General features: G+C 66.4%; 27 protein-coding genes. 11 read left to right on the top strand and 16 right to left on the bottom strand.

Features of this window, described 5'->3' with window-relative positions; all coding sequences use genetic code 11:
• Positions 1-210: 210 nt before the first annotated feature.
• On the top strand, positions 211-1,230 hold the full coding sequence (locus ACWKSV_RS17345) for a class 1 fructose-bisphosphatase (RefSeq protein ID WP_056430038.1): 1,020 nt from the start codon (positions 211-213) through the stop codon (positions 1,228-1,230).
• Positions 1,231-1,501: 271 nt separating this feature from the next.
• Here the strand turns inward: ACWKSV_RS17345 and ACWKSV_RS17340 are convergent, their stop codons facing one another.
• The 9 genes from ACWKSV_RS17340 to ACWKSV_RS17300 form a co-directional block, all read right to left on the bottom strand.
• On the bottom strand, positions 1,502-2,551 hold the full coding sequence (locus ACWKSV_RS17340; RefSeq protein WP_083706559.1) for a LacI family DNA-binding transcriptional regulator: 1,050 nt from the start codon (positions 2,549-2,551) through the stop codon (positions 1,502-1,504).
• 139 nt (positions 2,552-2,690) lie between these two features.
• Positions 2,691-4,373 carry a GMC family oxidoreductase gene (locus ACWKSV_RS17335; protein ID WP_191864890.1) on the bottom strand — a complete coding sequence of 561 codons (1,683 nt, stop codon included), beginning with the start codon at positions 4,371-4,373 and terminating at the stop codon, positions 2,691-2,693.
• Positions 4,374-4,403: 30 nt separating this feature from the next.
• Positions 4,404-5,237, bottom strand: a complete 834-nt coding sequence (locus ACWKSV_RS17330) for a sugar phosphate isomerase/epimerase family protein (protein WP_076715200.1) — start codon at positions 5,235-5,237, stop codon at positions 4,404-4,406.
• Entirely contained in the window at positions 5,234-5,818 is a 585-nt protein-coding gene (locus tag ACWKSV_RS17325; RefSeq protein WP_076715198.1) for a gluconate 2-dehydrogenase subunit 3 family protein, read from the bottom strand. The genes ACWKSV_RS17330 and ACWKSV_RS17325 overlap by 4 nt, the downstream gene beginning before the upstream one ends.
• Complete coding sequence (locus ACWKSV_RS17320; RefSeq protein ID WP_076715197.1) at positions 5,815-6,642, bottom strand: 3-keto-disaccharide hydrolase; 828 nt, start codon at positions 6,640-6,642, stop codon at positions 5,815-5,817. The genes ACWKSV_RS17325 and ACWKSV_RS17320 overlap by 4 nt, the downstream gene beginning before the upstream one ends.
• Before the next feature lie 11 nt (positions 6,643-6,653).
• Complete coding sequence (locus ACWKSV_RS17315; RefSeq protein ID WP_076715195.1) at positions 6,654-7,574, bottom strand: hydroxypyruvate isomerase family protein; 921 nt, start codon at positions 7,572-7,574, stop codon at positions 6,654-6,656.
• Complete coding sequence (locus ACWKSV_RS17310) at positions 7,571-8,875, bottom strand: MFS transporter (protein WP_076715194.1); 1,305 nt, start codon at positions 8,873-8,875, stop codon at positions 7,571-7,573. Before ACWKSV_RS17310 ends, ACWKSV_RS17315 begins: the two co-directional genes overlap by 4 nt.
• A gap of 69 nt (positions 8,876-8,944) precedes the next feature.
• The gene (locus tag ACWKSV_RS17305; protein WP_156884352.1) at positions 8,945-9,985 is read right to left on the bottom strand and encodes a sugar phosphate isomerase/epimerase family protein; all 1,041 of its coding nucleotides are present in this window, start codon (positions 9,983-9,985) and stop codon (positions 8,945-8,947) included.
• 26 nt (positions 9,986-10,011) lie between these two features.
• Positions 10,012-10,404, bottom strand: coding sequence for a c-type cytochrome (locus ACWKSV_RS17300; protein WP_076715191.1), 393 nt, complete (start codon positions 10,402-10,404; stop codon positions 10,012-10,014).
• Positions 10,405-10,528: 124 nt separating this feature from the next.
• Between ACWKSV_RS17300 and ACWKSV_RS17295 the strand changes: the two genes are divergently transcribed.
• A complete protein-coding gene (locus ACWKSV_RS17295; protein WP_076717947.1) occupies positions 10,529-11,716 on the top strand; it encodes a Gfo/Idh/MocA family protein in 1,188 nt (395 codons plus the stop codon).
• Between the two features lie 25 nt (positions 11,717-11,741).
• On the top strand, positions 11,742-12,194 hold the full coding sequence (locus ACWKSV_RS17290) for a nuclear transport factor 2 family protein (RefSeq protein ID WP_076715189.1): 453 nt from the start codon (positions 11,742-11,744) through the stop codon (positions 12,192-12,194).
• 17 nt (positions 12,195-12,211) lie between these two features.
• Here the strand turns inward: ACWKSV_RS17290 and ACWKSV_RS17285 are convergent, their stop codons facing one another.
• On the bottom strand, positions 12,212-12,670 hold the full coding sequence (locus tag ACWKSV_RS17285) for a DUF4126 family protein (RefSeq protein WP_380772546.1): 459 nt from the start codon (positions 12,668-12,670) through the stop codon (positions 12,212-12,214).
• A gap of 122 nt (positions 12,671-12,792) precedes the next feature.
• On the opposite strand from ACWKSV_RS17285, the gene ACWKSV_RS17280 reads away from it, so the two are divergent.
• The 3 genes from ACWKSV_RS17280 to ACWKSV_RS17270 all read left to right on the top strand — a co-directional run bounded on the left by ACWKSV_RS17280 (position 12,793) and on the right by ACWKSV_RS17270 (position 14,382).
• A complete protein-coding gene (locus tag ACWKSV_RS17280; RefSeq protein ID WP_076715188.1) occupies positions 12,793-12,990 on the top strand; it encodes a hypothetical protein in 198 nt (65 codons plus the stop codon).
• A 6-nt stretch (positions 12,991-12,996) separates the two neighbouring features.
• Complete coding sequence (locus ACWKSV_RS17275) at positions 12,997-13,953, top strand: aldo/keto reductase (protein ID WP_076715186.1); 957 nt, start codon at positions 12,997-12,999, stop codon at positions 13,951-13,953.
• 69 nt (positions 13,954-14,022) lie between these two features.
• The gene (locus tag ACWKSV_RS17270; RefSeq protein WP_076715184.1) at positions 14,023-14,382 is read left to right on the top strand and encodes a response regulator; all 360 of its coding nucleotides are present in this window, start codon (positions 14,023-14,025) and stop codon (positions 14,380-14,382) included.
• Between the two features lie 28 nt (positions 14,383-14,410).
• Here ACWKSV_RS17270 and ACWKSV_RS17265 read toward each other — a convergent pair whose 3' ends face one another.
• Together ACWKSV_RS17265 and ACWKSV_RS17260 are read right to left on the bottom strand one after the other, a co-directional pair.
• On the bottom strand, positions 14,411-16,459 hold the full coding sequence (locus ACWKSV_RS17265) for a putative bifunctional diguanylate cyclase/phosphodiesterase (RefSeq protein ID WP_191864888.1): 2,049 nt from the start codon (positions 16,457-16,459) through the stop codon (positions 14,411-14,413).
• 69 nt (positions 16,460-16,528) lie between these two features.
• Positions 16,529-17,923 carry a helix-turn-helix domain-containing protein gene (locus tag ACWKSV_RS17260; protein WP_076715181.1) on the bottom strand — a complete coding sequence of 465 codons (1,395 nt, stop codon included), beginning with the start codon at positions 17,921-17,923 and terminating at the stop codon, positions 16,529-16,531.
• Positions 17,924-18,109: 186 nt separating this feature from the next.
• On the opposite strand from ACWKSV_RS17260, the gene aceA reads away from it, so the two are divergent.
• The 4 genes from aceA (at position 18,110) to ACWKSV_RS17240 (ending at position 21,411) form a co-directional block, all read left to right on the top strand.
• Entirely contained in the window at positions 18,110-19,387 is a 1,278-nt protein-coding gene (gene aceA, locus ACWKSV_RS17255) for an isocitrate lyase (protein ID WP_076715179.1), read from the top strand.
• Positions 19,388-19,412: 25 nt separating this feature from the next.
• Positions 19,413-19,571 carry a hypothetical protein gene (locus ACWKSV_RS17250; protein WP_167345467.1) on the top strand — a complete coding sequence of 53 codons (159 nt, stop codon included), beginning with the start codon at positions 19,413-19,415 and terminating at the stop codon, positions 19,569-19,571.
• Between the two features lie 227 nt (positions 19,572-19,798).
• Complete coding sequence (locus ACWKSV_RS17245; RefSeq protein WP_076715178.1) at positions 19,799-20,758, top strand: cation diffusion facilitator family transporter; 960 nt, start codon at positions 19,799-19,801, stop codon at positions 20,756-20,758.
• Between the two features lie 8 nt (positions 20,759-20,766).
• Complete coding sequence (locus tag ACWKSV_RS17240) at positions 20,767-21,411, top strand: hypothetical protein (RefSeq protein ID WP_076715176.1); 645 nt, start codon at positions 20,767-20,769, stop codon at positions 21,409-21,411.
• Here the strand turns inward: ACWKSV_RS17240 and ACWKSV_RS17235 are convergent.
• Complete coding sequence (locus ACWKSV_RS17235) at positions 21,363-21,977, bottom strand: DUF4893 domain-containing protein (RefSeq protein ID WP_083706556.1); 615 nt, start codon at positions 21,975-21,977, stop codon at positions 21,363-21,365. The two genes, ACWKSV_RS17240 and ACWKSV_RS17235, sit on opposite strands and share 49 nt — an antisense overlap.
• Positions 21,974-22,759 carry a 3-hydroxybutyrate dehydrogenase gene (locus ACWKSV_RS17230; RefSeq protein ID WP_058746360.1) on the bottom strand — a complete coding sequence of 262 codons (786 nt, stop codon included), beginning with the start codon at positions 22,757-22,759 and terminating at the stop codon, positions 21,974-21,976. Before ACWKSV_RS17230 ends, ACWKSV_RS17235 begins: the two co-directional genes overlap by 4 nt.
• Positions 22,760-22,889: 130 nt before the next feature.
• On the opposite strand from ACWKSV_RS17230, the gene ypfJ reads away from it, so the two are divergent.
• A complete protein-coding gene (ypfJ, locus tag ACWKSV_RS17225) occupies positions 22,890-23,807 on the top strand; it encodes a KPN_02809 family neutral zinc metallopeptidase (RefSeq protein ID WP_076715175.1) in 918 nt (305 codons plus the stop codon).
• Positions 23,808-24,019: 212 nt separating this feature from the next.
• On the opposite strand, the gene ACWKSV_RS17220 is transcribed toward ypfJ, so the two are convergent.
• Together ACWKSV_RS17220 and ACWKSV_RS17215 are read right to left on the bottom strand one after the other, a co-directional pair.
• Positions 24,020-25,006: an NADP-dependent oxidoreductase gene (locus ACWKSV_RS17220; RefSeq protein WP_172839624.1), complete on the bottom strand. Its 987-nt coding sequence runs from the start codon at positions 25,004-25,006 to the stop codon at positions 24,020-24,022.
• A gap of 100 nt (positions 25,007-25,106) precedes the next feature.
• Positions 25,107-26,405: an SWFGD domain-containing protein gene (locus ACWKSV_RS17215; protein WP_076715173.1), complete on the bottom strand. Its 1,299-nt coding sequence runs from the start codon at positions 26,403-26,405 to the stop codon at positions 25,107-25,109.
• Positions 26,406-26,556 lie beyond the last annotated feature (151 nt).

Below are 26,556 nucleotides of genomic sequence, written 5' to 3'. Positions count from 1 at the left end.
CCGACTTCCATCATATCCCATTTGTGGAGTGGGATATAACAGATTTGCTACGGTCCCATAAAGCGCCAGCTTTGCTTAACGTCAGGTTGCGCGCGGGCGGAGGCCGGTCCATGGTCCGCCCGCCACCATGGCTTGGCCCGGCGGGAGGGAGCCTGCGGGGCCGATCATTTCCCGGCCCATCCCCCGGCCCTTCTGGGAGCATTCGCGACGATGACGACACCGCGCCAGACGACGCTGACCCGTTTCCTGATCGAGGAGCAGCGCCGCTCCGAAGAGACCTGCCCCGCCGAGTTGCGCCTGCTGATCGAAACCGTCGCCCGCGCGTGCAAGGCGGTGAATCAGGCGATTTCCAAGGGCGCGCTGGGCGATGTGCTCGGCAGCCTGGGCAGCGAAAACGTGCAGGGCGAGGTCCAGAAGAAGCTGGACGTGATCGCCAACGACCTGCTGCTCGATGCGAATGAATGGGGCGGGCATCTGGCCGCGATGGCGTCGGAGGAGATGGAGACGATCCACCGAATCCCCAATCGCTTCCCGCGCGGCGAATATCTGCTGCTGTTCGATCCCATCGACGGGTCGAGCAATGTCGATGTCGACCTGTCGGTCGGCACTATCTTCTCGGTCCTGCGCGCGCCCGAGGATTGCGCGGGCCGCGAAGTGACCGAGGCGGACTTCCTCCAGCCCGGCCGCGCGCAGGTGGCGGCGGGCTATGCCATTTACGGGCCGCAGACGTTGCTGGTCCTGACGGTCGGCACCGGCGTCTATGAGTTCACACTGGACCGCGAGATCGGATCGTGGCGGCTGACCGACGGGCCGATGCGTATCCCCACCGGCACCAAGGAATTCGCGATCAACATGGCGCGCCGCCGCCAATGGTCGCCCGGCATCGCCCGCTATATCGAGGAGCGTATCCTGGGCACCGAAGGGCCGCTGGGTGAGGATTACAATATGCGCTGGACCGCCTCGATGGTGGCGGACGTGCACCGTATCCTGAAGCGCGGCGGGGTGTTCCTCTATCCGGGCGACCACCGCAAGGACGGCAAGGCCAAGCTGCGCCTGCTCTATGAGGCGAACCCGATGAGCTTCCTGATCGAACAGGCGGGCGGCGCGTCGATCGACGGCGCCATCCCGATCATGGATGTCGAGGCGGTCGGCCTGCACCAGCGCGTCGGCGTGGTGCTTGGCGATCCCGAGGAAGTGGCACTGGTCGCGGATTATGGGCGGACAGGGTAACCCGGTCGCCCTTCCTTCTACTTAGTTCCCCGGCGAAGGCCGGGGCCCAGTTCCGGTGGATGATCGGGGGCGGGGTGGATTGGCCTCCCCCGCCTCGCGGTGCGCTCCATGCACTTGATGGCGCCTGGGCCCCGGCCTTCGCCGGGGAACGGGGGTTTGTGAAACGCCCATTCCCCCACCGCCGTTCAGCCTGAGCGAAGTCGAAGGCCAAGGGATACGGGCAGCCTCCGGGCGTGCACTTCGACTTCGCTCAGTGCGAACGGCGGTGGGGTTATCGGGCCGCAAGCCCCACCGACTCCCGCGCCACCAGTTCGAAATCCACCACCTGGTCCTCCACCACCCGCGAGCGTAGCGCCGCCAGTACCTGCTCGACCGCGCGGAAGGCCATGTCGCCGACCGGCTGGCGGATCACGGTCAGCGGCGGCCAGAGCCGCGCCGCGATCGCGGTATCGTCGAACCCGGTGACGGCCAGTTCGTCCGGCAGGCGCAGGCCCCGGCGCGACGCCTCGCCGATCAGCCCAGCCGCCATGTCGTCGCTGCTGCACAGGATCGCGCTCGGTCGGTCGGGCCGGTCGAGCAGCCCCCGACCCGCCGCCGCGCCCGCCGCCGGATCGAACCCGGCGCGCACGACCAGCGACCGGTCGTAATCCAGTCCGCTCGCCGCCAGCCCGTCGCGAAACCCCGCCAGCCGCTCGTCGGCGACGGAGAAATGCTGCGGCCCCGCCAAAAAGCCGATGCGGCGATGCCCGGCCTGCACGACATGCGCGGTCATCGCCGCCATCGCCGCGCGATTGTCGATCCGGACGGTCGCCATGTCAGGCATGGTCTGCCCCGTCGCGATCGCCGCCGCCGCGACGCCCAGTTCCTCGAACAGTCCCGACCCGCTCAGTAATTCCGCAAAGGGGGGCAGGAGCAGCACCGCCGCCGCACCACTCTGCACCAGCGTGCGCAGCGCCGCCTCCGCCGCTTCGCGGGTCAGTCCTTCCTCACCTTGCGCGATGAATTGCAGGCCGCGCGCATTGCTCGCCCGCAGCGCGCCCAGCAGCACCGAGTCGATAAAGGGCGTACCCTTGTCGCTGTACAAAAGCCCCAGCGTCGTCGCTCGCGCCTTGGCCAGTCGCCGCGCCGCGACATTGGGGACATAGCCCAGCGCCTCGATCGCCGCGAGCACCGCCGCGCGCGTCGTCGGGCTGACCCGGCCAGCGCCGTTGATGACGTTGGACACGGTCATCGCCGACACCCCCGCCCGCTCGCCGACCGCGCGGATGGTGACGCCTTCGGGGCGTTTGGCCGGAAGGATATGGTTGGAAGAAGATGTCACAGAAACTCACCCCTCCCCTTCAGGGGAGGGGCCGGGGGTGGGGCGGCTCCGCAAGCGTGTGGCCTGTGGCGAGGCCCCACCCCAACCCCTCCCCTGAAGGGGAGGGGCTTTCGTCCGATAAATCCGACAGCCTCCGACCTCAAACCGCCCCCGCCTTCAGCCCCTTGACCGCATGATCCGCCGCGCGTGCAGTCAGCGCCATGAAGGTCAGCGAGGGGTTCACGCACGACACCGACGCCATCTGCGCCCCGTCCGTCACATAGAGGTTCGACGCGTCATGTGCCTGGCTCCATTTGTTGAGCACCGACTGGCGCGGGTCCGCACCCATGCGCGCGCCGCCCATCTCGTGGATCGCATCGCCCGGGACATGCTCGGACTCCCCGCTGGTCACGTTCTTCATGCCCGCCGCGCGCAGCATCGCCTCGCCCTCGCGCCGGGCGTCGGCCATCATCTTCAGCTCATTGTCGCGGAAGGTCACGTCGAACTTCATCAGCGGCACGCCGAAGCGATCGACCTTGCTCGAATGCAGCGACACGCGATTATCCTCATAGGGCAGGCATTCGCCGAACGCGCCCATGCTGAACTGCCACGGGCCATAGCGGCGCATGCCATGCTTCATCTCCGCCCCGAAGCCGACCGGCTTGGCCGCGTTGCGATAGGCCGAACCCTGATAGCCATAGCCGCGCCGGAAGCCGAGCCCCTCGTCACCCTTCAGGTTGCGGAAGCGCGGCACGTACACGCCGCCCGGACGACGGCCATATTCGATCAGGTCGTCCATGCCGGGAATCTCGCCCGACACGCCGACGCGGAAGATATGGTCCATGACATAGCGGCCCAGCGTCCCGCTGCTGTCGAAATGGCTCCGCTCCGAACCCGGCGCCCGCGAATTCATCAGGATCTGCACCGACCCCATCGCCGAGGCGCAGACGAAGACCAGATTGGCCTGAACCGTCTGCGCCTGTCCGGTCTTGGCATCGACATAGCGAACGCCGGTGACCTTCTTCTTTGCCGGATCATAATCGATCCCCGTCACCACCGCATCGGATTGCAGCGTCAGCCGCCCGGTCGCGCGCGCGGCGGGCAGGGTCACGGCCTGGGTCGAGAAATAGGCGCCGAACGAACAGCCATTGCCGCACTGGTTGCGGAACTGGCATTTGGTGCGGTTCTTGTCGGGCTTGTCCTCGGTCATGTTGGACAGGCGGGTGTGGATCAGCTTGCGCCCCGGAAACTGGCTTTCCAGCCGTTCCTTCAGCCACTTTTCCGCAACGTTCATCGGCATCGGCGGCTGGAACTCGCTGTCGGGGAGATAGGGCAGGTTCTCGCGCGAACCCGACACGCCGATGTACTTCTCGACATAGGAATACCAGGGCGCGACATCGTCGTACCGGATCGGCCAGTCGGCGGCGACGCCCTCGCGCTTGTTGGCCTCGAAATCGTCGGCGCTCCAGCGGAAGGACCAGCGGCCCCAGATCAGCGACTTGCCGCCGACCGCGCCCGGCCGGATCCAGTAGAATTTGCTCCCCTCGTCATAGGCATAGGGGTTCAGCCGGTCGTCATTGTAGAATTTCTGGTTGCTGGGCGCGACATAGCCCTGCTTGGCGATGAAATAATCGCTGTCCAGCAACGGCTTGGGCATGATGTTGCGCGCCGGGACCTCAAAGGCGGGCTTGCCGTCATACGGATAACCCTCGCCATGCTCGACCATGACGCCCCGGTCGAGCATCAGGACGCGCAGGCCCTTTTCGGTCAGTTCCTTGGCGGCGAACCCGCCGCTGATCCCCGACCCGATCACGATCGCGTCGAAACGGTTCGTCGCCGCCATGGCTGTCCTCCCTATATCTGTCTTATCGTTTTAGAATCGAAGCGCTTGCAGCGTCCGGAAGCTGGTCGTGATGTCGGGCAGATAAGGCGCGGGCGCCTGATCATTCTCGACATAGAAATGCTTCACGCCCGCCAGCCGGTTGAGCTTGAAGAGCGCGGCAAAGTCGATTTGCCCCGCACCCACCGCCGTCATGCTGCCATCGGCACGCGCATCCTTGACGTGATAGGCATAGATTCGCCCGGCCAGCCGCCGGATCAGCGCCGCGGCATCCTCGCCCGCATGGATCGCCCAATAGAGGTCGATCTCCAGCTTCACGAGCGTCGGATCGGTGCCCTTCAACAGCCGGTCGTACAGGCTGATGCCGCCGGGCTTGTTGGTGAATTCGAAATCGTGATTGTGATAGGCAAAGCCGAGCCCCGCCTTCTTCAACTGCGCGGCAAAGCGGTTGATGTTGGGCAAAGCCGCATTCCAGCCCGCCTCGGTCCGATGCTCGTCGGTCATGTACGGCAGGATGACGGTATCGGCGCCCAGCGTCTTCGCCATGGTCACGCACGCATCAAACTTGCCGAGCAGCGACTCATAAGGGACGTGGATCGACGGCGCTTTCAGGCCCAGCCGGTCCTGCGTGCGGCGGAGCATGACATGATCCATCGCGTCATAGCCGCCCCCGCCATATTCGACCTCGCGATAGCCGATCCTGGCCACCGCCTCCAAGGTCTTGACCGGATCGGCCGCGAACAGCTCGCGGATCGTATAGAGCTGGAGCCCGATGGCCCCGAGTTGCGCGGCCTGCGCCATGCCCGGCAGCAGCGCGGCCGCGCCCAGCCCCAGCCCCGCGCCCATCAGCGAACGACGATCGATCATGCCGAATACACCTTGTTGACCTTGGAATAGGGATAGGCGCCGTCATATTCGCCGGGCACCGGCAGATATTCGCGTTCCTGCGTGATGCCGATCTCCGACGTGTAATAGCCGGTGATGACGAGTTGCCGGAACGGCTCGAAGAACGCCCGCCCCTCCGGCAGCACGCCCTCCATCGCCTCGGTCAGCAACGTGTCCTGTTGCGCCGGGGTCGCCTTGGCGGCGGCCAGTTTGTTGACGCTCTGGCTGCGCCCCTCGATCGCGTTCAGTCCGGCGATGATCGGCACCCGATCGGCGGGCAGCGACCAGTCGGCCAGCATCTTCTCGATGAACGCAGGCACCCCGGCCGCGATCGCGCCGGGCGTGTCGGTAGTGGGCAGGACGCGCTCCGCCAGCGCGGTCATCGTCGCGCGCTGGACGGGGGTGAAGACCGCGACGCTGGGCGGTCCATCCGAGATGACGGGGATGGTACCGCGCGCCTGCTCCACCGCGCCCGCCGCCCGCGCGATGGGCGCGAACAGCGCGGAGCCGAACATGGCGGTGATCCCCGCCAGGGCGTGTCTGCGGTCGATATGGGGGGTCATCGGGCATCCTCCGGCAGGTCCTGCGCGATCGCCTCGGGCGGCAGCGGGCGGACCCAGATATTGCGGAACGAGACGGGCGCGTCGTGATCCTGAAGCTGGATCGGCGCGGCATCGCCATGCGCCTGATATTTCTCGACCTGCCGCCAGATGGTGGTGCCCAGCATCGCCTGGTGATTCTGGACGACCACGCCGTTCAGAAACGCCGTGACATAGGCGGGGCGGAGCAGCTTGCCGTCCGCCGCGAAGCGCGGCCGCTCGAAGACGATGTCGTAGCTCTGCCATTCGCCGGGCTTGCGCGCGGCATTCACCAACGGCGGCTTCCAGGCATAGACCGCGCCGACCTGGCCATCGGCATAGGTCGGGTTGTCATACCCGTCGAGGATCTGGACCTCGTAGCGCTGCATGAACCAGATGCCGCTATTGCCCCGGTCCTGCGACGTTTTCTGCGGCGGGTTGGGCGAGCGGAATTCGAGGTGAAGCTGGACGTCGCCGAAGCTCTGCTTGCTGACCAGCACGCTCTCGGCCTTGCCGTCGCGCGCGGGCACGGTCATCGCGCCGTCCTTCAGCACCCAAGGCTTGCCGCTGGGCGTCCAGGCCTCCATCGAGCGTCCGTCGAACAGCACCACCGCATCGGACGGCGCGCCACCTAATTGCGCAGCGGGGGTGACGACCTTCGGTGCGGGCCGGTCGGGATCATGGACATGCCATTTGCCGCCGGGCAGCATCGGCGTATCGCGAAAGCCCATGCCCGGCCTGTCAGCTTTATGCTCTTGCGCCATGGCACCGCTCGCCACGGCCAATGCGATCAACGGTATCAGCCGCATCGCTCCCCTCCTCATATTCTCGGATCGATCGCGCGGTACGCCGCGATCAGCCTGTCTTCGCCCGCGCGGCCCTTGACCGAATTGCCATGCTCCATGCCGATCACGCCCGTGTAGCCCTGTGCTTTCAGGAAGCGGCAGACATTGCCGTAGTTGATCTCGCCGCTGCCCGGCTCGTTACGGCCGGGATTGTCGCCGAACTGGATATAGCCGATCTCGTCCCAGCAGAGCTTCATCGTCGGGATCAGATTCCCCGACTGGATCTGCTCGTGATACAGGTCGGCCAGCACCTTCACGCCCGGACTGTTCGCCCCGCGCGCCACCGCATAGCCCTCCGCGATCGACTGCATGAAGACGCCCGGATGGTTGGTCCGGGTGTTGAGCGGTTCCATCACCAGCGCCATGCCGTGTGGCGCGACGATATCGCCCGCGCGACGCATCACGTCGATGATCCGGCCCATCTGGATCGCCGGGTGCAGACGCTTGTCCATGAAGCCGGTGACGACGGTCATCCGCGTCGCACCGACCCGCTTGGCGACATCGACCGCGCTGGTCACATCGGCCAGGAAAGCCTGCCGCTCGGCATCGTCATCGCCGCCCAGCAAGGGGCGCGATTCCGACCATTTGGGCATGGATGCGACGAACACGCCCATCGTCATGTTGCGCTGTCGCAGCGCCTTGGCGATCGCCTCCTGTTCGGCGACGGGGCGGAGGCGATATTCATTATCCTCCCACGCCCAGAAGCCCTGATCGGCGGCATAGGCGATCTGCTCGACCGAGCTGTCGCCGCGGCTGGCGAAGCTGCCCAGATGCGGTGCGAAGCCCAGCGAAAAGCGCGCGGCGTTGGACGATCGGCCCGATTTCTGCCCCGCCAGCGCGGCGGCGGGCACGGCGGCGGCTAGGCCACCCATGACGGTGCGACGCGACCAGCTCATGCGACACTCTCCGCAACGGGGCGACGGGGACGGCGGCGCTCGGCCAGCCAGATGCCGCCGAAGACGAACAACAGGATCACCGGCACGATGGCGAGCCGCGCAAAGGACTGCGACGCCGCCGCATCCTCGACCTGACGCAGCGCTTCGCCGGTCAGCCGCTTGAACGCCTCCGGCCCACCGGCCAGTTCGACCTTGGCGGCGTCGAACATCGCGCCCAGTCGCGGCAAGACGAAGAAGCTGGACAGCGCGCCCGCCGATCCGACCAGCCCCAATGCCCAGGCGCCGCCGCGCGGATAACGCTCGGCGACCGAAGCCAGCATGGTCGGCCACATCGCGCAGACGCCCAGCCCCCACACGGTCGAGGCCAGGATCGCCGCCACCGGCGACTGCGCCCGCGACAGCAGGAACAGGCCGATGCCCGCCATCAGGCTCGACACCCAAAGCAGCCCCGGATTGGACAGCCGCCCCGCGATCCGCCCGGCGAAATGGCGGAACACGAACATCAGCGCGCTGACATAGACAAGCAGCAGGATGCCACGCATGCCGACCCGGCTGCTCAGCGCCACGTCGAGCCACTGGCCAGGCGCCAGTTCGGACGCGGCGGTCAGGAACATCGCAGCGAACCAGACGAAGAAGCTCGGGCGCTTGAACACCTCGGCGATCATGCCGCCAAAGCCGACGTCGCGTACTTCGCGCGGCACCGGTGGGAAATGCGTGGTCGCCGCCATCACCAGTACGCCGAGCGCGGGGATCAGCACCAGCGCCATGATCGCCTGCCACGACAGGGCTTCGGCCAGGAACACGCCCGCCAGCCCGCCGACGATCAGCCCGCCGGGATACCAGGCATGAAGCACGTTCAGCCGGTGCGTCGTCTCTTCCGGGTATAGCCGCGCGGTCAGCGGGTTGATCGACGCCTCGGCCAGCCCCCAGCCGATGCCGCTGAGCAGCATCCCACCCCAGACGATGTGATAAACGCCCATGCCGGTCGCGACATGGCCCGCGCCGATAATTGCGGTGGTGCCGACCAGGAAGCACAGGCCGCAGCCGATCAGCATCTGTCGCGCGCCGATCCGGTCGAGCAGCGCGCTTGCCACGAACAGGGTCGCGGCAAAGCCGAGAAATGCCGATCCCAGGGCCGATCCGATCAACTCGCCCGCCTCGACCGGCGCGATCGGGTCGATCCACTCCACCCTCAGGCTTTTCGCCACCGCCGCGCGCAACGCCGCGCTCGCCGCGGCCGTGAACAGCGCCAGCACGCTCAGCCAGAACAGACGCGACCGATTGTCCGGTATCGCTTCCATGCCCCTCTCCCGCTTATGTTTTTTGTCAGACTTTACCTTCCGGGGCGGATGGTCAAGTCCTTGTAATCGTTAAAGTCCCAGCCAGCGCCGATTGGCGGCCGGATCGCCGCCACCCGCGAAATCGTCGAAGGCGCGTGTCGGCCGGCGGATCATGTGCGCGGCGATAAAGGGCGCCCCCTCCCGCGCGCCGTCTTCCGGGTGCTTCAGGCAGCATTCCCATTCCAGCACTGCCCAACCGGCATAGCCATACTGGGTCAGCTTCGAGAAAATGCCCCCGAAATCCACCTGTCCGTCGCCCAGCGAACGGAAACGCCCCGGCCGGTCCACCCAGTCGCTATAGCTGCCATAGACGCCCGCCCGACCGGTCGGGTTGAACTCGGCATCCTTGACGTGGAACATGCGGATTCGGTCGTGGTAAAAGTCGATGAACTGGAGATAATCCATCGCCTGCAGCACGAAATGGCTGGGGTCGTAGAGGATATTGGCGCGCTGATGACCGCCGACCGACTCCAGGAACCGCTCGAAGGTCGTGCCGTCGTGCAAATCCTCGCCGGGATGCAGCTCATAGCAGAGGTCGACGCCCTCTTCCTCGAACGCATCCAGGATCGGGCGCCAGCGCTTGCCCAGCTCGGTAAAGCCTTCCGCCACCAGCCCGCCGGGTCGCTGCGGCCAGGGATAGACGAAGGGCCAGAGCAGCGCGCCGGAAAAGGTCGCATGCGCGCTCAAGCCCAGCCGCCGACTGGCCTTGGCGGCGTAACGCAATTGCTGGACCGCCCATAGCTGCCGCTCGGCGGGCTTGCCCCGAACGGCCTCCGGCGCGAAGCCATCAAAGGCGGCGTCATAGGCCGGATGGACCGCGACCAGCTGCCCCTGCAAATGGGTCGACAATTCGGTGATCGCGACACCCGCCTCGGCACAGCGCCCGGCCAGGTCGTCGCAATAATCCTGGCTTTCGGCAGCCAGCTTCAGGTCGATGCAGCGCGCGTCCCAGGTCGGAATCTGCACACCCTCATAACCCGCCTCCGCCATCCAGCGCGCCGCCGAGTCGAGCGTGTCGAACGGCGCGGCGTCACCCATGAACTGCGCCAGGAAAATGCCCGGGCCGCGCATCGCCGACGAGGGGGCTCCGGCGGCGGTCACTTGGCGGTCTCGGCCTTGAGATAGGCGATCAGCGCGGTGCGCTTGGCGGGGTCGGCGACGCCGATCGGCATCCGGGTGCCCGGCACCTTCTTCATCGGCGCGGCTATGAACGCGTCCAGCGTCTTGTCGTCCCATTTCAGGCCCGACGCCTTCATCGCGGGCGAATAGTTGAAGCCCGCGACCGAGCCCGCCTGCCGCCCGAATACACCGTTCAGATTGGGGCCGACACCGTTTCGCCCGCCCTTGTTGAGCGTGTGACAGGCCCGGCACGCGGCAAAGGCCTGCGCGCCCGCGGCAGGGGCGGTCTGCGCGGTAGACGGTGCCTGCACGGCCAGCATACCGGCGACCATGGCCGGTACGGCGGCGGCCAGCCCGATCAGCTGCCTCATCCTCTCTCTCCCGAAATTTTCTTACCCAGACTCGCTGGTTGTTGCCGGAGTTTACCGCTAAACCGATGCCATGCAAGCACCGAATATCGCGTTATAAGCGATTAGGATGACAGGAGAGAGGATGATGGCGGGACGGAAGTTGCGGCTGGGCATGGCGGGCGGCGGCGAGGGCGCGTTCATCGGCGGCGTGCACCGGATGGCGGCGGCGCTGGACGGCGACTGGGAATTGGTCGCAGGCAATTTCAGCAGCGATCCCGAGCGCAATCGGCGTAGCGGCGAGCAACTCGGCCTCTCTCCCGACCGGGTCCACGCCACCATCGACGCCCTCCTTGCCGACGAACGCACGCGGCCCGATGGCGAGCGGATCGATGCGGTTGCCATCGTCACCCCCAACCACCTCCACGCACCGATGGCGATCGCCGCTCTGAAGGCCGGTTTTCCGGTGTTCAGCGAAAAGCCGATGGCGATGAATCTGGCAGAGGCGCGTGCCATTGCCGACGCCGCGCGCGCTTCGGGGCAGCTCTATGGCCTGGCCTTCACCTATAGCGGCTATCCGATGGTCGAGGAGGCGCGAGCACGCGTCGCGCGCGGCGATTTCGGGACCACCCGGCTGGTCCATGTCGAATATGTGCAGGGCTGGCTCAGCACCGCGCTCGACCGCGAGGGCAATAAGCAGGCCGAATGGCGCACCGATCCGGCGCGCGCAGGGCTTGGCGGGGCGCTGGGCGATATCGGCACCCACGCCTTCCAGCTGGCGGAGCATATTACGGGCCTGAAGGTCGAGGCGCTGTCGGCCGACGTGACGACTCATGTCGCGGGGCGGATGCTCGACGACGATGTGAACGTACTCCTGCGCTTCGCCGATGGCGCACGCGGCACGCTGCGCGCGACGCAGGTGGCGGCGGGCGAGGAGAACGGCCTGCGTATCCGCATCCATGGCGAAACCGGCGGACTGGAATGGTCGCAGATGGAGCCCAACACCCTCACCCTGCGCTGGCTCGACCGCCCCGCCGAAATCGTCCGCGCGGGTGGCCCGGGCCTCAGCCCCACCACCCTGCCCCGCCTGCGCACCCCCTCGGGCCACCCGGAAGGTTATATCGAGGCGTTCGGGAACCTCTATCGCGCGGTGGCGGGATCGTTGCGCGATGGCGGTCCGGCCAATGGCGAAGCCCCGGGCGAGGCGAACTGGTATCCGGGCCTGGAGCCGGGCCTGCGCACCATGGCCTTCGTCGAGGCCGTATTGGAAAGCGCGCGATCGCAGGAGAAGTGGACCGCATTTCCTGCGGTAGACGTGGCGATGCTTCACGGATAGCTTCCCCCCATTGGGGGAAAGAAACATGCGGTCTTGGTACATCGTCGCCGGTCTGGCGCTGCTCGCAGGCACGGCGTCGGCGCAAGGGCCGAGCGATCCGGCGATCCTGAAGCTTGTCCAGTCGTTCAACGAGGCGCGCAACCGCTATGATGCGAAGGCGCTCGATGGGTTGCTGGCGGCGGATTATATCGAGGTCTCTCCGCTGGGGGAGATCGACCGGCGGCCGGCGGTCCTTACCTTCTACGCGCCCGAAAAGGCGAGGCAGGTGCCGCCCATGAACTTTCAGACGCAGGACGTGCGCCGACATGGCGATAGCGCGATCGTCATCGGCTCGGTCGACTATACGCTGCCCAATCCCAATGGTGGCACGGTCACGCGCAGCGTCCGGGTGACCTATGTCGAGCAGCGGATCGGCCGGGAGTGGAAGATGATGTCGGTCCAATATACCGGCATTCAGCCACCCCGGCCCACCTCCTGATCGGAGGCCGCATCGAATCAGGCCGATGCGCGTCCTCGCACCACGCCGATCGCACCGGCCAGAACCGCCGCATCCTCGGCAAAGCCCGTCTTGGTTTGGCCATAGCGCCCCAGCGCCGCCATCCGGCCGCGCCAGCCGGGATAGGAGGCGATCACCGCCGTCACGCCGCCGATCGCCGCGCCCAGCCAGCGCTGTTTCGGGCTGGCCAGCGCCGCGCCCGCAATCGCCGAGGTCGTGAAGCGCGCCGCCAGGCCGATGGGCACGACGCGATCCGGCGCGGTCTTCTGCTTGTCGCCCGCCATCTCGCCGATCGCGAGCGCCAGCGTGCCCGCCGCAACGACGGGGTTGGCCAGCCAGCGGAGCACGCCCTTGCCGACCGGCAATTGTCCGCGTGCCGCCGCAATCGACACGGCGGCCAGCGGCGTCATGGCACGCTGTCCGCCGACCAGGCCCATTTTGAACGGCGCGAGCAACATGGCGTATCGGGAAGCGGGCATCGCATTGACCTCATGATCGAAATCCAGGCCGCGACAACGCACCCACCCCGCCGCCGGGTTCCCCCTTTCCCACCGCCCCCCGCTTTTGGCATGATGGCGACATGATCCGTATCCTGATGACCGCCGCGCTGCTGACGCTGGCCGCCTGTTCCTCCAACGACCAGCCCAAGGGGTTGAGCGCGGCGGAGAATGATCAGTTGAACGATGCCGTCGCCATGCTCGATGCCAATGCGGTCGATCTGAACGCGATGGCGCCTTCGGACGTTGAGGACGAAAATCCCATCGATAACGAAAGCTGATACGCCATGACCGACACGCCGCTTCGCCGCCTGGGCTCGACCGACCTGATGATCGCGCCGCTGGTGCTGGGCGGCAATGTCTTTGGCTGGACGGCCGACCGGGCGGCGAGCTTTGCGGTGCTCGACGCCTTTGTCGATCAGGGCGGCGTGATGATCGACACGGCGGACGTCTATTCCGCTTGGGTCGACGGGCACCAGGGCGGCGAGTCCGAGGCGATGATCGGCGAATGGCTGAAGGCCAGCGGCAAGCGCGACCAGGTGCTGATCGCAACCAAGGTCGGGATGTTGCCCGGCGAAGGCGGCGAGAAGCTGGCCCCCGCCCGGATCGCGGCAGCGGCGGAGGCATCGCTGAAGCGACTCGGCACCGACCGGATCGACCTGTACTTCGCGCATCAGGACGACGAGGATCAGCCGCAGGACGCGGTGATGGAGGCCTTTGCCAAGCTGGTCGAGGCGGGCAAGGTGCGGGTGATCGGCGCCTCCAACTTCCACGCCGCGCGGCTGAAGTCCGCGAACGAGGCCGCCCGCGACGCCGGGCTGCCGCGCTATCATGTCCTGCAGCCCGAATATAACCTGGTCAGCCGCCATAAGTTCGAGGGCGAGTTGCAGGATTACTGCGTCACCGAGAATATCGGCGTCGTCCCCTATTACGGGCTGGCGGCCGGATTCCTGACCGGCAAGTACCGCAGCGACGCCGACCTGTCGCAAAGCGTGCGCGGCGCGAAAATGGGTGAGCTGCTGCATGGCAAGGGGGCTGCGGTACTGGCGGCGCTGGACGCGGTGGCGGAGGAGACTGGGGCCACCCCGGCGCAGGTCGCGCTTGCCTGGCTGATGGCGCAGCCCGGCGTCACTGCGCCGATCGCCAGCGCGACGAGCGTGAAGCAGCTGTCCGAGCTGACGCCCGCCATGCGCCTGTCCCTGTCGGACGCTCAGCTGGCCCAGCTGACGGACAGTGGCGCCTGACAATCGAATGAACGCAAAATTACACCTTTTTCGGAACAGATGCGGCGGCGCAGAATTAATGCACGTTATATGAAGGCCCCGACCATTTTGATCGTCGACGACCAGCCGCTTCTGTTGATGCACGTGCAGTTCGCGTTCGAAGATGCGGGTTATGTGGTGATCCAGGCGGACAGCGCGGATGAGGCGCTGGTCGCGCTGGATCGTCACCCGGAAATTTGCGCGATGTTCACCGACGTCGCGATGCCCGGTTCGATCGACGGCGCCGCACTGGCGGCCAAGGCCCACAAGTCGCATCCCCATGTGTCGATCATCGTCACGTCGGGCGAACAGCGCCATGTCGCGGCCGACCTACCCGCCGGGGTCCAGTTCGTACCCAAGCCCTATACCGGGCACGACATCATCCGCATGATCGGAGAATGCGTTAGCTGACCACGGGCTTGGCCACCTCCGTTCCGGATCACGCCGCCTCGGCCAGATACGCCATCGGGCGGCCGATCAGATAGCCCTGCACCTGATCGCATCCCAGATCGCACAGCGTCCGGTATTGCGCCTCGGTCTCCAGCCCCTCCGCCACGATGGGGATGTTCAGGCTGCGCCCCAGCCCGATCGAGGCGCGAACGATCGACAGGGCCGGGCCGTCCTGGTCCATCGCCTGGATGAAGCTGCGGTCGATCTTGATCTTGTCGAACGGAAATTGCTGAAGGCTGCTGAGCGAGGCGTAGCCGGTGCCGAAATCGTCCATCACGATTCCGACGCCCGCTGCGCGTAGAGTCGCCAGATTGGCGGTGGTGGCCTCGCGATTGTCGATCAGCACGCCTTCGGTCACTTCCACCTCGATCCGGCAGGGGTCGATGCCCTGGGAAGCGGTGGCGGCCAGCATCCGCTGGGCGAGGTTCGGTTCGCGAAGCTGTACCGGCGACAGGTTGATCGCCAGCATCCATTCGGCGGGCCAGGCCCGCGCCGTGGCCAGCGCATCGACAAACAGACGCTGCCCGATCTCGCCGATCAGGCCGCTTTCCTCCGCCAGACCGATGAACACATCCGGGCTGACCGGCCCCAACACCGGATGATCCCAACGCGCCAGCGCTTCCTGCCCGATGATCCGGCGCGACGCACAGTCGGCGATCGGCTGATAGACCAGATGAAGTTCGCCGCGCGTGACGGCCTCGTGCAGTTCATGCGCCAGCCAGTGGCGCTGCCGCCGCTCCTCATCCATCGCCATGTCGTAACGGCGGGCGCAGTGACGACCATCGGCCTTGGCCCGATATAGCGCGATGTCGGCGCAGGCCTGAAGCTCGTCGGCCTCCAGCCCGTGGCGGGGCGACAGCGCGACCCCGATGCTCATCCGCACCGCCGGGCTCGCGAGATCTTCGGCAATGACGGCATAGATGCGGCGCACCAGCGCCTCGGCATCCTCTTCTTCGGTGGTCAGATGATGGATGATCGCGAACTCGTCGCCACCGATGCGCGCGACCGTGTCGTCGCGACCGACCGACGACGCCAACAGGTCGCTGGCGCGCTTGAGCAGGATGTCGCCGGCCGCATGGCCAAGCGTGTCGTTGACCCCCTTGAACCCATCGAGATCGATCGCCAGCAACGCGATCCTGCGGCCCGCCTGCAGTGCGGCATCCAGCCGATCGGCAAAAACGACGCGGTTGGCCAGCCCGGTCAGGGAATCGTGATGCGCCAGATACTCGACCTGACGCTGGATACGTTCGCGTTCCTCGACGGCGCGGGCCAGCATGTCCATGCCCCGCGCCAGCTCGCCCAGCTCGTCGCGGCGATGCAGCCATAACGGCACCAGCGGCTTTCCGGTGCTCATCGCGCGCATCCCCGCAACGATGTCCATCAGCGGCCGCATCACCCGGATGCGAAGCCAGAGGATCAGCCCGCTGACCAGGATGACGAGGAGCAGTCCGGCCAGCATCATCCGGGCGAGCACCCGCCGCGCCAGTGCCTCCACCTCACGGGTTTGCCAGGTCAGGCGGCGGCTAAGCTTTCCGTGCACCATCTCGCGATGATGCTCCATGTCGTGCAGCCGGGCGATGAACAGCGGCATGGTGCGCTTCAGCAAAGCCGGGTCGGCCGCAGCCTCGGCGATCACGCGCCGCGCGCTGTGCAGAAAGCGCCGTTCCGCCGACACCGCCGCAAGCTGGGCCGAACGGATAGGGCGTGACATCCGGTCGTTGCGGACCACCGGCTCCGCCAGCCATGTCCGCGCCGTCGCATCCAGCCCCTGCCAGCGCTCGGCAGCTACGCTTTGTCCCCTTTCCGACCGGCGCGTCAGGTCGCCGACCTGGATTCGGAAGTCGCGAAGTCGCGCGTCCCTCTTGTCATGCTGGTCCAGCAGGGATGCGATCTCATGGGTCGACCGGACCATCCTAAGCAACTGGTTGTTCAGCAGAAGTCCGCATCCACCCAGCGCCAGACTGACGCCCAGCACGACCGTCAGCATCGTCGCGAAACGGAATTCCAGGGATTGGATGCGACGACGAAGCCAGATCATGGTCAGTCGCGTATACAGTTTTCTCTTAAAATAGGTGAAGCAATCACGGCGAGCCTGCCCAATTCTGGTTCAGTCCTGCGCAAAGACCAAAGTATTGATGGGTCGGTCCCGTTCGTTGACGGTCAAGACCCGGCCGTTCATCGGCAAGGATCGTTGCGGACAGGCGGGGCGCGAACACTGGCGACACCCCGGGCCGATCGGCGTTGCCGCCTCGGTCAGCGGGTGGCCGCGCGCCGCCGCTACCTGCCCCGCCAGCCCGGCCTCTACACCCAGGACGATGGCGAACCGTGCCCGCACCCCGGATGCGTCACGCCCGGCCCGCTCCTGCGCGCGGGTGATCGTCGCAAAGCGGCTGCCGTCCGGCATCTCGACCAGTTGGAATATCGCCTCCCCCATCCGTTCGAACGCGGCAAAGACCTGCCAGAGCGGGCATCGTCCCTCCGCCTCGACCAGCACCGCATTCGCCGACCCGGCATAGCGTTTGGACACCTGCCCCGCCCGGTCGATCCGCATCAGGAAAAATGGTAGTCCGCGCGCGCCGACCCGCCCCAGCGTCGTCAGCCGATGGGCCAGTTGCTCGTGCGACACGCCGAAGCGCCGTGCCAGGATCTCCAGATCATAGCCGGTCGCTTCGCACGCCCGCAGGAACCGGGCATAGGGCATGACCAGCGCGGCCGCGAAATAGCGGTGCAGATACCGCCGGAACAGCCGCTCGGCGAGCCGGTCGCCAAAGGCCGCGCCGCGCGCCAGCGCCTCGATCTCGGCGCGCGCCTCCAGCTGGGCGAGTTGCGTCGCCAGGGCAAAGACCCGCGCCGGACCGTCTAGCATCTCGGACAGTTGCAATTGGCGCGCATGGAGGTCCAGCCGGGTCAACAGTTCGGGCAATATGTCGATCGGCAGGATACGGATGGTCAGCGCATGGCGGACGCGCAGCCGTTCGGCCAGCGTGGCATAGAGATCGCCTGCCCCCATGCGCAGTTCGTCAGCCAGCCCCTCGGCGGCGGCGTCCAGATCGGGGAAATGGTTGCGCCACCGCTCGATCTCGCGCCGGACACTCACGGTCGGGTCGGGGATTGCCGGAGCCTCCGTTCCTCCACCGCCAGCCCCGGCGAGCCGGTCGAACGCGCGCGCAAATGCCTCCGCCCCGCCGGGCGCGGCCGCCAGCCATTCCTCCAGCTCGGCGCGGTCGATCTCCAGATCGGCGAATAGCGGATCGGCCAGCCGCCGCCGCATCGCCGCCGCGCCGCCGCCCGGCGCATTGCTGGTCAGCGCGCGTGGATCGAAGTCGAACGTCTCGACCAGCCGGACCAGCAATGCGGCCGAGACGGGCCGCTGGTTGCGCTCGATCAGGTTCAAATAGCTGGGCGAGATATCCAGCATCTCCGCCATCGCTGCCTGCGACAGGCCGTTCTGCCGCCGCAGCCGCCGCACGACATGGCCCGCAATGACCTTGGCTCCGCTCATCGCCGCTCTCCTTGCACACCAAGCTGCGCCGCACCCGCGAGACTGTCAATTCTTTACAAGGCGACATCTTACAGCGGCAGGATTGGCGACGGCACGACGCGGTCGGAGGCGCACTGCGTCTTCTAGATCGCGCATCTTCGCGGCAATCTCCCGGTCAAGAACAGTCAAATTGTAAAGGACGATGCGATGCCGAGCTTCCAGGATCTGATACCCGCCCCCGCCGGGCGGTTCGACGGCATCGCCCGTCCCTACACCGCCGCCGATGTCGCACGGCTGCGCGGATCGATCACGGTCGAGCATACGCTGGCCCGGCGTGGTGCGCTGAAGCTGTGGGAGTTGCTCCATTCGGAGGATTATGTCCCCGCGCTGGGCGCCCTGTCGGGCAATCAGGCGATGCAGATGGTTCGCGCCGGACTGAAGGCCATCTATCTTTCGGGCTGGCAGGTCGCGGCGGACGCCAACACCGCCGGACAAATGTATCCCGACCAGTCGCTCTACCCCGCCAATGCCGGGCCGGAGCTGGCGCGCAAGATCAACGCGACGCTGGCCCGCGCCGACCAGATCGAACATGCTGAGGGCGGCGCGACGCGCGACTGGTTCGCGCCCATCGTCGCCGATGCCGAGGCCGGGTTCGGCGGTCCGCTCAACTGCCACGAGATCATGAAGGCCTATATCGCGGCAGGGGCGGCGGGCGTGCATTTCGAGGATCAGCTGGCCTCGGAAAAGAAGTGCGGGCATCTGGGCGGCAAGGTGCTGATCCCGACACAGGCGCATATCCGCAACCTGGATGCCGCGCGACTGGCGGCGGATGTGGCGGGCGTACCGACCGTCATCTGCGCGCGCACCGACGCCGAGAGCGCCCGGCTCATCACCTCGGATGTGGACGAGCGCGACCATGAATTCCTGACCGGCGAGCGGACGGCGGAGGGCTTTTTCCGCCTGAAGCCGGGCACCGGGGTCGACCATTGCATCCAGCGCGGCCTGGCCTTCGCGCCGCATGCCGATCTGTTGTGGTGGGAGACGTCCAAACCCAATCTGGCGGACGCGCGGCGGTTTGCCGAGGCGATCCGGCGCGAGCATCCGAACAAGATGCTGGCCTATAATTGCTCGCCCAGCTTCAACTGGGAGGCCAATCTCGACCGCGACGACATCGCGCGTTTCCAGCGCGAGATCGGGGCGATGGGGTACAAGTTCCAGTTCGTCACGCTCGCCGGGTTCCACCAGCTCAACTACGGCATGTTCGAGCTGGCGCGCGGATATCGGGATCGCGGCATGGCCGCCTATTCCGAGCTGCAACAGGCCGAGTTCGCCGCCGAGGCCAACGGCTACACCGCGACCCGCCACCAGCGCGAGGTGGGGACCGGCTATTTCGACCTGATCGCGCAGATCGCGGCGGGCGGCGACAGTTCGACCACCGCGCTCGCCGAATCCACCGAGGCCGCCCAGTTCGTCCAGGCCGCCTGACACCCATAACGAAGGAGAATATGCCATGCCGACCGAACCGCAACGCAGCCGCGCCGTCTTCTCCACCGAGGATTTCGCGCTGATGAAGGAAGCCATCGCCGAACACGTCAAGCGCGTCGCCGACGACCCCCGCTCGATCAAGTTCGCGCATCTCTACCACCGGCTGGGGCGGATCGCGTCCTGAGGTAATCCCTTGGCCTTCGACTTCGCTCAGGCTGAACGGAGGGCGGTACCAAGCTCCCCCACCTCCGTTCGCACTGAGCGAAGTCGAAGTGCATGCCCGAACCTGCGCCGGGATTCCCATGGCCTTCGACTTCGCTCAGGCTGAACGGAGGTTGGGGATAAGCGCCCCCAAAAACGCCCTTCGTTAACCCCACGGAACAACCGCCCCCATCGCACGCTGTACCGGCCATGCCCGACACCGGCCTGACCGCACGCATCCGTGAGAATATCGTCCTGTACGGCGCGCTGGCGGCCAATCTGGCGATCGGCGTCGCCAAGTTCGTAGCGGCCGGGATCACCGGCTCCTCCTCGATGCTGACCGAGGGCGTGCATTCGGTGGTCGACAGCGGCAACCAGATCCTGCTGCTCTACGGCCAGAAGCGCGCCAAGCGCGGCCCGGATGCAATCCACCCCTTCGGCTATGGGCGAGAGCTGTATTTCTGGGCGTTCGTCGTCGCGATCCTGATCTTCGCGCTGGGCTCCGGCATCTCGATCTATGAGGGCTGGCTGCACATCAAGTCGCCCGAGCCGCTGCGCGATCCCACCGTCAACTATATCGTCCTCGCCATCGCCTTCGCACTGGAGGGGGCAAGCTGGGCCATCGCCGTGCGCGAATTCTCCCGCACCAAGGGCAATAGCGGCTGGTGGCGCGCCATCCATGATTCCAAGGACCCGCCGGGCTTCATCGTCCTGTTCGAGGATTCGGCGGCGCTCGCGGGCCTCGTCATCGCGGCGCTCGGCGTCTGGCTGTCGCACGAGACGGGCGATGCCCGGATCGACGGGATCGCCTCGATCCTGATCGGGCTGGTGCTGGGGCTGGTCGCGATCCTGCTCGCACGCGAATCCAAGGGGTTGCTGATCGGCGAGCGTGCCGACCCGGAGGTGGTCGAGACGATCCGCCGCATCGTCGCTGCGCGTCCCTGGATCACCCATGTCAATCATGTCCGCACGATCCACACCGCACCCGACAGCATCTTCGCCGCGATCAGCGCCGATTTCGTCGACAGCCTGCCCATGGGTGCAGCGGAGACGATGATCGAGGGGCTGGAGGACGATCTGCGGCGTGCCGTGCCCAGCCTGTCGTCCATCTATATCCGGCCCGAAAAATACGAGAATGCGGCTGCGGCGATCCCGCAACCTAGGTTATGAGGGCGGTCATGACGATGTTCCTGCGACTCGCAATGGCCCTGGCCCTGACGTTCGGCTGTGCGCTGCCCGCGCAGGCGGCGGTCACGATCACCTTCTGGAGCCATGAACTGGGCAACAGCTTCCCCCATGCCTTTTTCTCGCTGCGCGGCACGGTGGACGCGACGGGCCAGCCGGTCGACGCCAATTACGGCTTCACCGCCCGATCGGTGTCACCCGCCATCCTGATGGGCACGGTCAAGGGACGGCTGGACATCTCCAAGCCCTTCTACGTCTCGACCAGCGACGCACAGTTTTCCTATGTCATGACCGATGCGCAATATGGCGACATATTGGCGCTGGTCGCGGCCTGGGACGAGAAGACGGGCGACTCGCATTACAATCTGAACGACCGCAACTGCGTGCATTTCGTGCAGGAAGCGGCGCGGCGGCTGGGCCTGGTCGGTCTCGACCATCCCGACCTGATGAAGAAGCCGCGCTCCTATCTGAAGGCCGTGGCACAGGCCAATGCTGGCCGGGTCACGCCGATCGGCCAGCACGGCAAGGAGTATCTCGCCTCGCTCCCGCCGCTGCCCGCAGCGCCGGTCATGCCGTCTCTCGCCCCGGTTCAGGGTGCCAACGGCTCCAGTTCGAGTATGTCGACGACCGATTCATAAGCCGGATAGGGAAAGGCGATCCGCCAATGGGTCGCATCGACCCGCTCCACCACGCCCGCCATGTCGCGCGCCCGGTCGCGGCCATAGGCATAGGACCGCTCCTCATCGCCGAGGATCATCGTACCTAAAAAGATGCTGCGCGCATCGGTATCGGGATAGAGACGCCCGGTCAGCCGCTGTGACCCGTCGATCTTGGCCAGCTGCTGGCCGCCGCCCGCCACCCGACAGCGGAAATAGGGATAGGCGACATAGGTCAGCGTCGCGCGCCCCTGAGACCCCAGCTTGACCGTACGACAGCGATAATCGCCATCGGGCAGCTTGGGGTCGGCGATCGAATAGTCGGGATCGGCCAGTTGCCCCAGCGCGGCGATCTCGGCCGTCGCCCCGCCCGCCCGCGCCTGTGCCAGCCCCTTGACCCAGGCGCTGCGCCAGCCGCGCAGGCGGATACGGTCATCCTCGGTCGCCGCCAGCCGCCAGTCATTGGCCTCTTCGACCCGCTGCGCCTGCGCGGCCGCCACGCCGCCCGCCGCCAGTGCCGTGCCGAGCAGGACCAGCGGCCACCTCACTGCGCGGTCCAGCCGCCATCGACCGACAGGTTGGCGCCGGTGATCGACTTCGCTTCGTCGCGGCAGAGGAACAGCGCCAGGGCCGCGACCTGTTCGATGGTGACGAATTCCTTGGTCGGCTGTGCCTTCAGCAGGACATCGTCGATCACCTGCTCGCGGGTCAGGCCCCGCGCCTTCATCGTATCGGGAATCTGGTTCTCCACCAGGGGTGTCCAGACATAGCCGGGCGAGATGCAGTTGGCGGTGATGCCGTCGGTCGCGACCTCCAGCGCCACGGTCTTGGTGATGCCGACGACGCCATGCTTGGCCGCGACATAGGCCGACTTGTTGGGGCTGGCGACTAGGCTGTGGGCCGAGGCGGTGGTGATGATCCGCCCCCAGCCCTTTTGCCGCATATGCGGGATCGCGGCGCGCATCATGTGCCAGGCCGAGGACAGGTTGATCGCAATGATCGCATCCCATTTCTCGACTGGAAACTCGGCGATCGGAGCGACATGCTGGATACCGGCATTGTTGATGACGATATCGACCGAGCCGGTTTCCTTCGCGGCGCGCTCGATCATCGCTTCGATCTGGTCGGGCCGGGTCATGTCGGCCGGGTCGTAAAGCGCCGCCGCACCGCTGGCCTGTTCCAGGGCGGCGCGGTTCGCCTCGATTGCGTCCGCCTCGCCGAAGCCGTTCAGCACGACCGCCGCGCCCTCCGCCGCCAGCGCCTTGGCATAGGCCAGGCCGATGCCCGAGGTGGAACCCGAGATCACCGCCGTCTTGCCCTTCAGGAACATGCCATTCTCCCGTGCTATGCACCGCACCATGCGATCAGATACCGACCCGTGCAACCGCCGGAAGGCTTTGCGGGTTCAACCATCCGGCGAAGACCCGCATAGGCGGGCACTATGACAAAGGGGTGAGACGATGCGGCTCGACGATTATGACAACAATATCGATGTCGGCGAGGCGCAGAGCGGTGGCGGCGGCTTTGGCGGCGGCGGCGGCGGCGGACTGCTGTTCGGGCTGTTGCCGCTGATCGGCAGCCGCTTCGGTTGCGGCGGCATCGTCGTCGTGCTTATCATTCTGGCGGTGGTCGGCATGAACCCGCTCGGCCTGCTGACCGGCGGAGGCGGCGGCAACGCCCCCGTCACCCGGTCGGCGGACTCATCCTCGGGCCAGAGCGTCCGCCAAATTTGCGAAGCCTCGCCCGAGCGCCGCGATACCTGCCGCGCGTTCAGCAATGCCGACAACACCTGGGAAAAGATCTTTGCGGAGTCGGGGCAGCGTTTCCAGGCACCGGGCCTGCGCTTCTTCAAGCCGGATGCGAACAGCGCCCAGTCGGGGTGCGGCGTCGCGCAATCGGCGGTCGGCCCCTTCTATTGCCCGACCGATCGCAAGATCTACCTCGACACCAACTTCTTCAACGAGCTCGCCAACCGCTTCGGCGCGAAGGGCGACTTTGCCCGTTATTATGTCGTCGCGCATGAGTTCGGTCATCACATCCAGACGCTGCTCGGCACGTCGGACAAGGTGCGCCAGGCGCAGCAGGCGGCGGGCCAGGCGGAGGGCAATGCCCTGTCGGTCCGGCTGGAATTGCAGGCGGACTGTTATGCGGGCGTCTGGGCCGCGAAGAACCGCGACCGGCTGGAACCCGGCGATGTCGAAGAAGGCATGACCGCCGCCCGCGCCATCGGCGACGACACGCTCCAGCGCGAAGCCACGGGCCGCGTCGTGCCCGACAGCTTTACGCATGGTAGTTCCGAGCAGCGGATGCGCTGGCTGCGCCGAGGTATCGAGACCGGCGATCCGGCCCAGTGCGATACGTTTTCGGGCGCGATCTGAGGGGTTTCGCGACTAACTCCGCTGCTTACGCTCCCCCTCCCGCAAGCGGGAGGGGGCCGGGGGGAGGGCAGGCCCCAAGCGACGCCGCTCTACGTACCGCCCTCCCCCAGCCCAGTTTCAGGTAAACGATGCCCCGCATCGTTTAGGTCATGCCGGGGGCATGACCGACCTGAAACTCGCCTGCGGGAGGGGAGTAGAAGAGGGGAGTTGCCTCACAGCTTCACCAGCATCTTGCCCTTGTTGCCGCCGGTGAACAGCGCCAGGAATGCCTCGGGCGTCTTGTCCAGACCCTCGAACACCGTCTCTTCGCGCTGCAAACCGCCATCCTTCAGGATCGCAGCCATGTCGCGATAAAAGGCCGCGTGGTCCTTGAAGTCGCCGAAGATAAAGCCCTGAATCCGCACGCGGTTGCCGATCATCCGTGCAAGATATTTCAGGCTCGTCGGCTTGGCGTCATTATAGACGTCGATCATGCCGCAGATCGCAAAACGCGCATTCTGCCTGGCATGGGCCAGCGCAGCGTCCAGGTGATCGCCACCGACATTGTCGAAATAGACGTCGATGCCGTCGGGCGCCGCTTCGCCAAGCGCCTCGACCACCGACTGGCCCGACTTATAGTCGATCACCGCATCCGCCCCCAGCGAGCGGACCCAGTCGCACTTCTCCGCGCCACCGGCCGATCCGATGACCGTCATGCCCTTGGCCTTGGCGATCTGGACCACCGTCGAGCCCACCGCCCCGGCTGCGGCCGAGACGAACACCGTCTCGCCCGGCTTGGCCTCGGCCACCTGGAGCAGGCCGTAATAGGCGGTCATGCCCGGCATGCCGAACTGCCCCAGAAAGGCCTGCGGATCGACACCCAGATCGGGCAGCGGCTGGACATGCGCAGCGGACAGTACCGCCTCGTCGCGCCAGCCCGCCATGTGGCTGACCAGCGTGCCGACCGCGATTCCATCCGCACGGCTCTCGACCACCTCGCCGATCGCGCCGCCCTGCATCGGCTCGCCGAGCTGGAAGGGCGGGACATAGCTCTTCGTGTCGTTCATCCGACCGCGCATATAGGGGTCGACCGACAGCCAGCGATTGGCGACCCGCACCTCGCCGTCGTTCAGGGCGGGCAGTTCGCGCTCGACCAGGGCGAAATCGCCCGTCACGGGGGTGCCCTTGGGGCGGGCCGCCAGGGTCCAAGCCTTCATCATCATATCCTTTTCATCGATGTTTGCGGACATGGGAAAGGGCCCGGGTGATGTCCACCCGAGCCCTTCAAGAAAAGTCACCATTCAGTGACGTTTTTCTTTATCAATAACCCCGGCTGGTGTCCGAGGTGCTGCCCGACGTGGTGCCGATGCCGGTGGTGCTGGTCCCCGTGCCGGTCGTGGTACCGGTGGTAGAGGTCGCACCCGTCGTGCTGCTGCTATTCTGTGCCGAGCTGGTCGTACCGGTCGCACTCTGGCCGTAACCGCCCGTTTGGCCGCCCGTAGCGGTCTGACCATAGCGATTGGCCTGACCGTAGCGGTCGTTCTCGTTGGTGCGATCGCCGAACATGGCGCGCGCATTTTCCTCATCCCGCCACTGGGCCTTGGCCTCCTCGGCGGTCTTGGTCAGCGTGACCTTGTCCTCGACGGACTTCAGCCAGCGCGACGGGATCGAGTGGTGCTGGCCGCCCGCATCCTTGTCGTTCTTGGTCAGCAGGATGCGGTCGCCGCGCACCTTGTCGACGGTGCCGACATGGCTGCCGTCCGAGCCGACGACCTCCTGATGTTCCTTCACCTTGGGCAGAAGGCCGCGCTGACCTTCGCGTTCGGTGCGCCAGCTGGAGAACTCGTTCTGGAATTTGGTGCGGTTCTCGCTGCGATATTCGTCATAGTCGCGGTCGAGCGCGGCGATCTGGCCCGAGCGCCAGTGGTTATAGTCATGGTCCTGCTGGGCGTAATAACGCTCGTCGAAGCGCGCATCGGCTTCACGGCGTCGCTCGGCATCCTCGTCACCGAACCACGAGCGGACCTCGTCCCCGGCGCGCGCGAAGAAGCCACGATCCTCGTAATCATAACCCTGCGGCTGGCGACCATAGTCGCGGCCGGACTGCTGCTGACGGCCATAGTCCGAACGATTATAGTCCGAACGACCATAGTCGTTGCGGCCCTGACGGTCGTCGCGGCCGTAACGGTCGCCGGTATAGCCATAGCCGCGCGACGAATCGCCGTAGCTCGACGTGCCGCGATAACCTTCACGACCCGAGTCGCGATCATAGCGGTTCTCGCCGCCACGATAGGCACCGTAATTGCCCGAGCGGCCTTCGCCGTAACGGCCTTCATTCTGGCGGCCGCCAAAGTCCTGGCGCCCGAAATCCTGACGAGACGTACCATGGTTACCGCGGTCATAGCCCTGACGGCCATAGCCCTGGTTGCCGTAATCGCGCGCGCCGTATCCACGGCGGCTGTCGTTCCGGCTGTCGTTGCGGTCGTCGTCGAACGCACCGGCGGCTTCATAGTCACGGGCGCTGGAATAGGTGTAGTCGCGCCCCGAGCCGTAGTCCCGGCCATAGTCGAAGTCGCGGTCGCCACGATTGGCGTCGCGGGAATAGCGGTCGTAAGCCATCCTAAACCCTCCTGAATTTCGATCCTGCGGGGGCCGACGCCGCTCGTCTGGCGGGCCGTGCCTTCCGCGTGTTTCAATGAGGCAGATCAAGACAGGTTCCGTTGGCGAGGTTCCAGCCGCGACGGATGGAGTGATGCGAAAGGCCGAAAGC

It is taken from the genome of Sphingomonas sp. SphC10 (genome assembly GCF_057004845.1).
The sequence above is the reverse complement of the archived record's forward strand: the minus strand, read 5'-3'. Positions and strand labels throughout refer to the sequence as shown.

Bases quoted from the DNA above. Each gene is read 5' to 3' on its own strand.
- ACWKSV_RS17280 (WP_076715188.1), top strand. From the start codon at position 12,793: ATGATCCGTATCCTGATGACCGCCGCGCTGCTGACGCTGGCCGCCTGT.
- ACWKSV_RS17345 (WP_056430038.1), top strand. From the start codon at position 211: ATGACGACACCGCGCCAGACGACGCTGACCCGTTTCCTGATCGAGGAG.
- ACWKSV_RS17300 (WP_076715191.1), bottom strand. From the start codon at position 10,404: ATGAGGCAGCTGATCGGGCTGGCCGCCGCCGTACCGGCCATGGTCGCC.
- ACWKSV_RS17295 (WP_076717947.1), top strand. From the start codon at position 10,529: ATGGCGGGACGGAAGTTGCGGCTGGGCATGGCGGGCGGCGGCGAGGGC.
- ACWKSV_RS17285 (WP_380772546.1), bottom strand. From the start codon at position 12,670: ATGTTGCTCGCGCCGTTCAAAATGGGCCTGGTCGGCGGACAGCGTGCC.
- ACWKSV_RS17275 (WP_076715186.1), top strand. From the start codon at position 12,997: ATGACCGACACGCCGCTTCGCCGCCTGGGCTCGACCGACCTGATGATC.
- ACWKSV_RS17230 (WP_058746360.1), bottom strand. From the start codon at position 22,759: ATGTTCCTGAAGGGCAAGACGGCGGTGATCTCGGGTTCCACCTCGGGC.
- ACWKSV_RS17260 (WP_076715181.1), bottom strand. From the start codon at position 17,923: ATGAGCGGAGCCAAGGTCATTGCGGGCCATGTCGTGCGGCGGCTGCGG.
- ACWKSV_RS17305 (WP_156884352.1), bottom strand. From the start codon at position 9,985: ATGCGCGGCCCGGGCATTTTCCTGGCGCAGTTCATGGGTGACGCCGCG.
- ACWKSV_RS17270 (WP_076715184.1), top strand. From the start codon at position 14,023: ATGAAGGCCCCGACCATTTTGATCGTCGACGACCAGCCGCTTCTGTTG.
- ACWKSV_RS17290 (WP_076715189.1), top strand. From the start codon at position 11,742: ATGCGGTCTTGGTACATCGTCGCCGGTCTGGCGCTGCTCGCAGGCACG.
- aceA (WP_076715179.1), top strand. From the start codon at position 18,110: ATGCCGAGCTTCCAGGATCTGATACCCGCCCCCGCCGGGCGGTTCGAC.
- ACWKSV_RS17310 (WP_076715194.1), bottom strand. From the start codon at position 8,875: ATGGAAGCGATACCGGACAATCGGTCGCGTCTGTTCTGGCTGAGCGTG.
- ACWKSV_RS17335 (WP_191864890.1), bottom strand. From the start codon at position 4,373: ATGGCGGCGACGAACCGTTTCGACGCGATCGTGATCGGGTCGGGGATC.
- ACWKSV_RS17240 (WP_076715176.1), top strand. From the start codon at position 20,767: ATGACGATGTTCCTGCGACTCGCAATGGCCCTGGCCCTGACGTTCGGC.
- ACWKSV_RS17245 (WP_076715178.1), top strand. From the start codon at position 19,799: ATGCCCGACACCGGCCTGACCGCACGCATCCGTGAGAATATCGTCCTG.
- ACWKSV_RS17215 (WP_076715173.1), bottom strand. From the start codon at position 26,405: ATGGCTTACGACCGCTATTCCCGCGACGCCAATCGTGGCGACCGCGAC.
- ACWKSV_RS17330 (WP_076715200.1), bottom strand. From the start codon at position 5,237: ATGATCGATCGTCGTTCGCTGATGGGCGCGGGGCTGGGGCTGGGCGCG.
- ACWKSV_RS17315 (WP_076715195.1), bottom strand. From the start codon at position 7,574: ATGAGCTGGTCGCGTCGCACCGTCATGGGTGGCCTAGCCGCCGCCGTG.
- ACWKSV_RS17320 (WP_076715197.1), bottom strand. From the start codon at position 6,642: ATGCGGCTGATACCGTTGATCGCATTGGCCGTGGCGAGCGGTGCCATG.
- ACWKSV_RS17250 (WP_167345467.1), top strand. From the start codon at position 19,413: ATGCCGACCGAACCGCAACGCAGCCGCGCCGTCTTCTCCACCGAGGAT.
- ACWKSV_RS17325 (WP_076715198.1), bottom strand. From the start codon at position 5,818: ATGACCCCCCATATCGACCGCAGACACGCCCTGGCGGGGATCACCGCC.
- ACWKSV_RS17220 (WP_172839624.1), bottom strand. From the start codon at position 25,006: ATGATGAAGGCTTGGACCCTGGCGGCCCGCCCCAAGGGCACCCCCGTG.
- ACWKSV_RS17265 (WP_191864888.1), bottom strand. From the start codon at position 16,459: ATGATCTGGCTTCGTCGTCGCATCCAATCCCTGGAATTCCGTTTCGCG.
- ypfJ (WP_076715175.1), top strand. From the start codon at position 22,890: ATGCGGCTCGACGATTATGACAACAATATCGATGTCGGCGAGGCGCAG.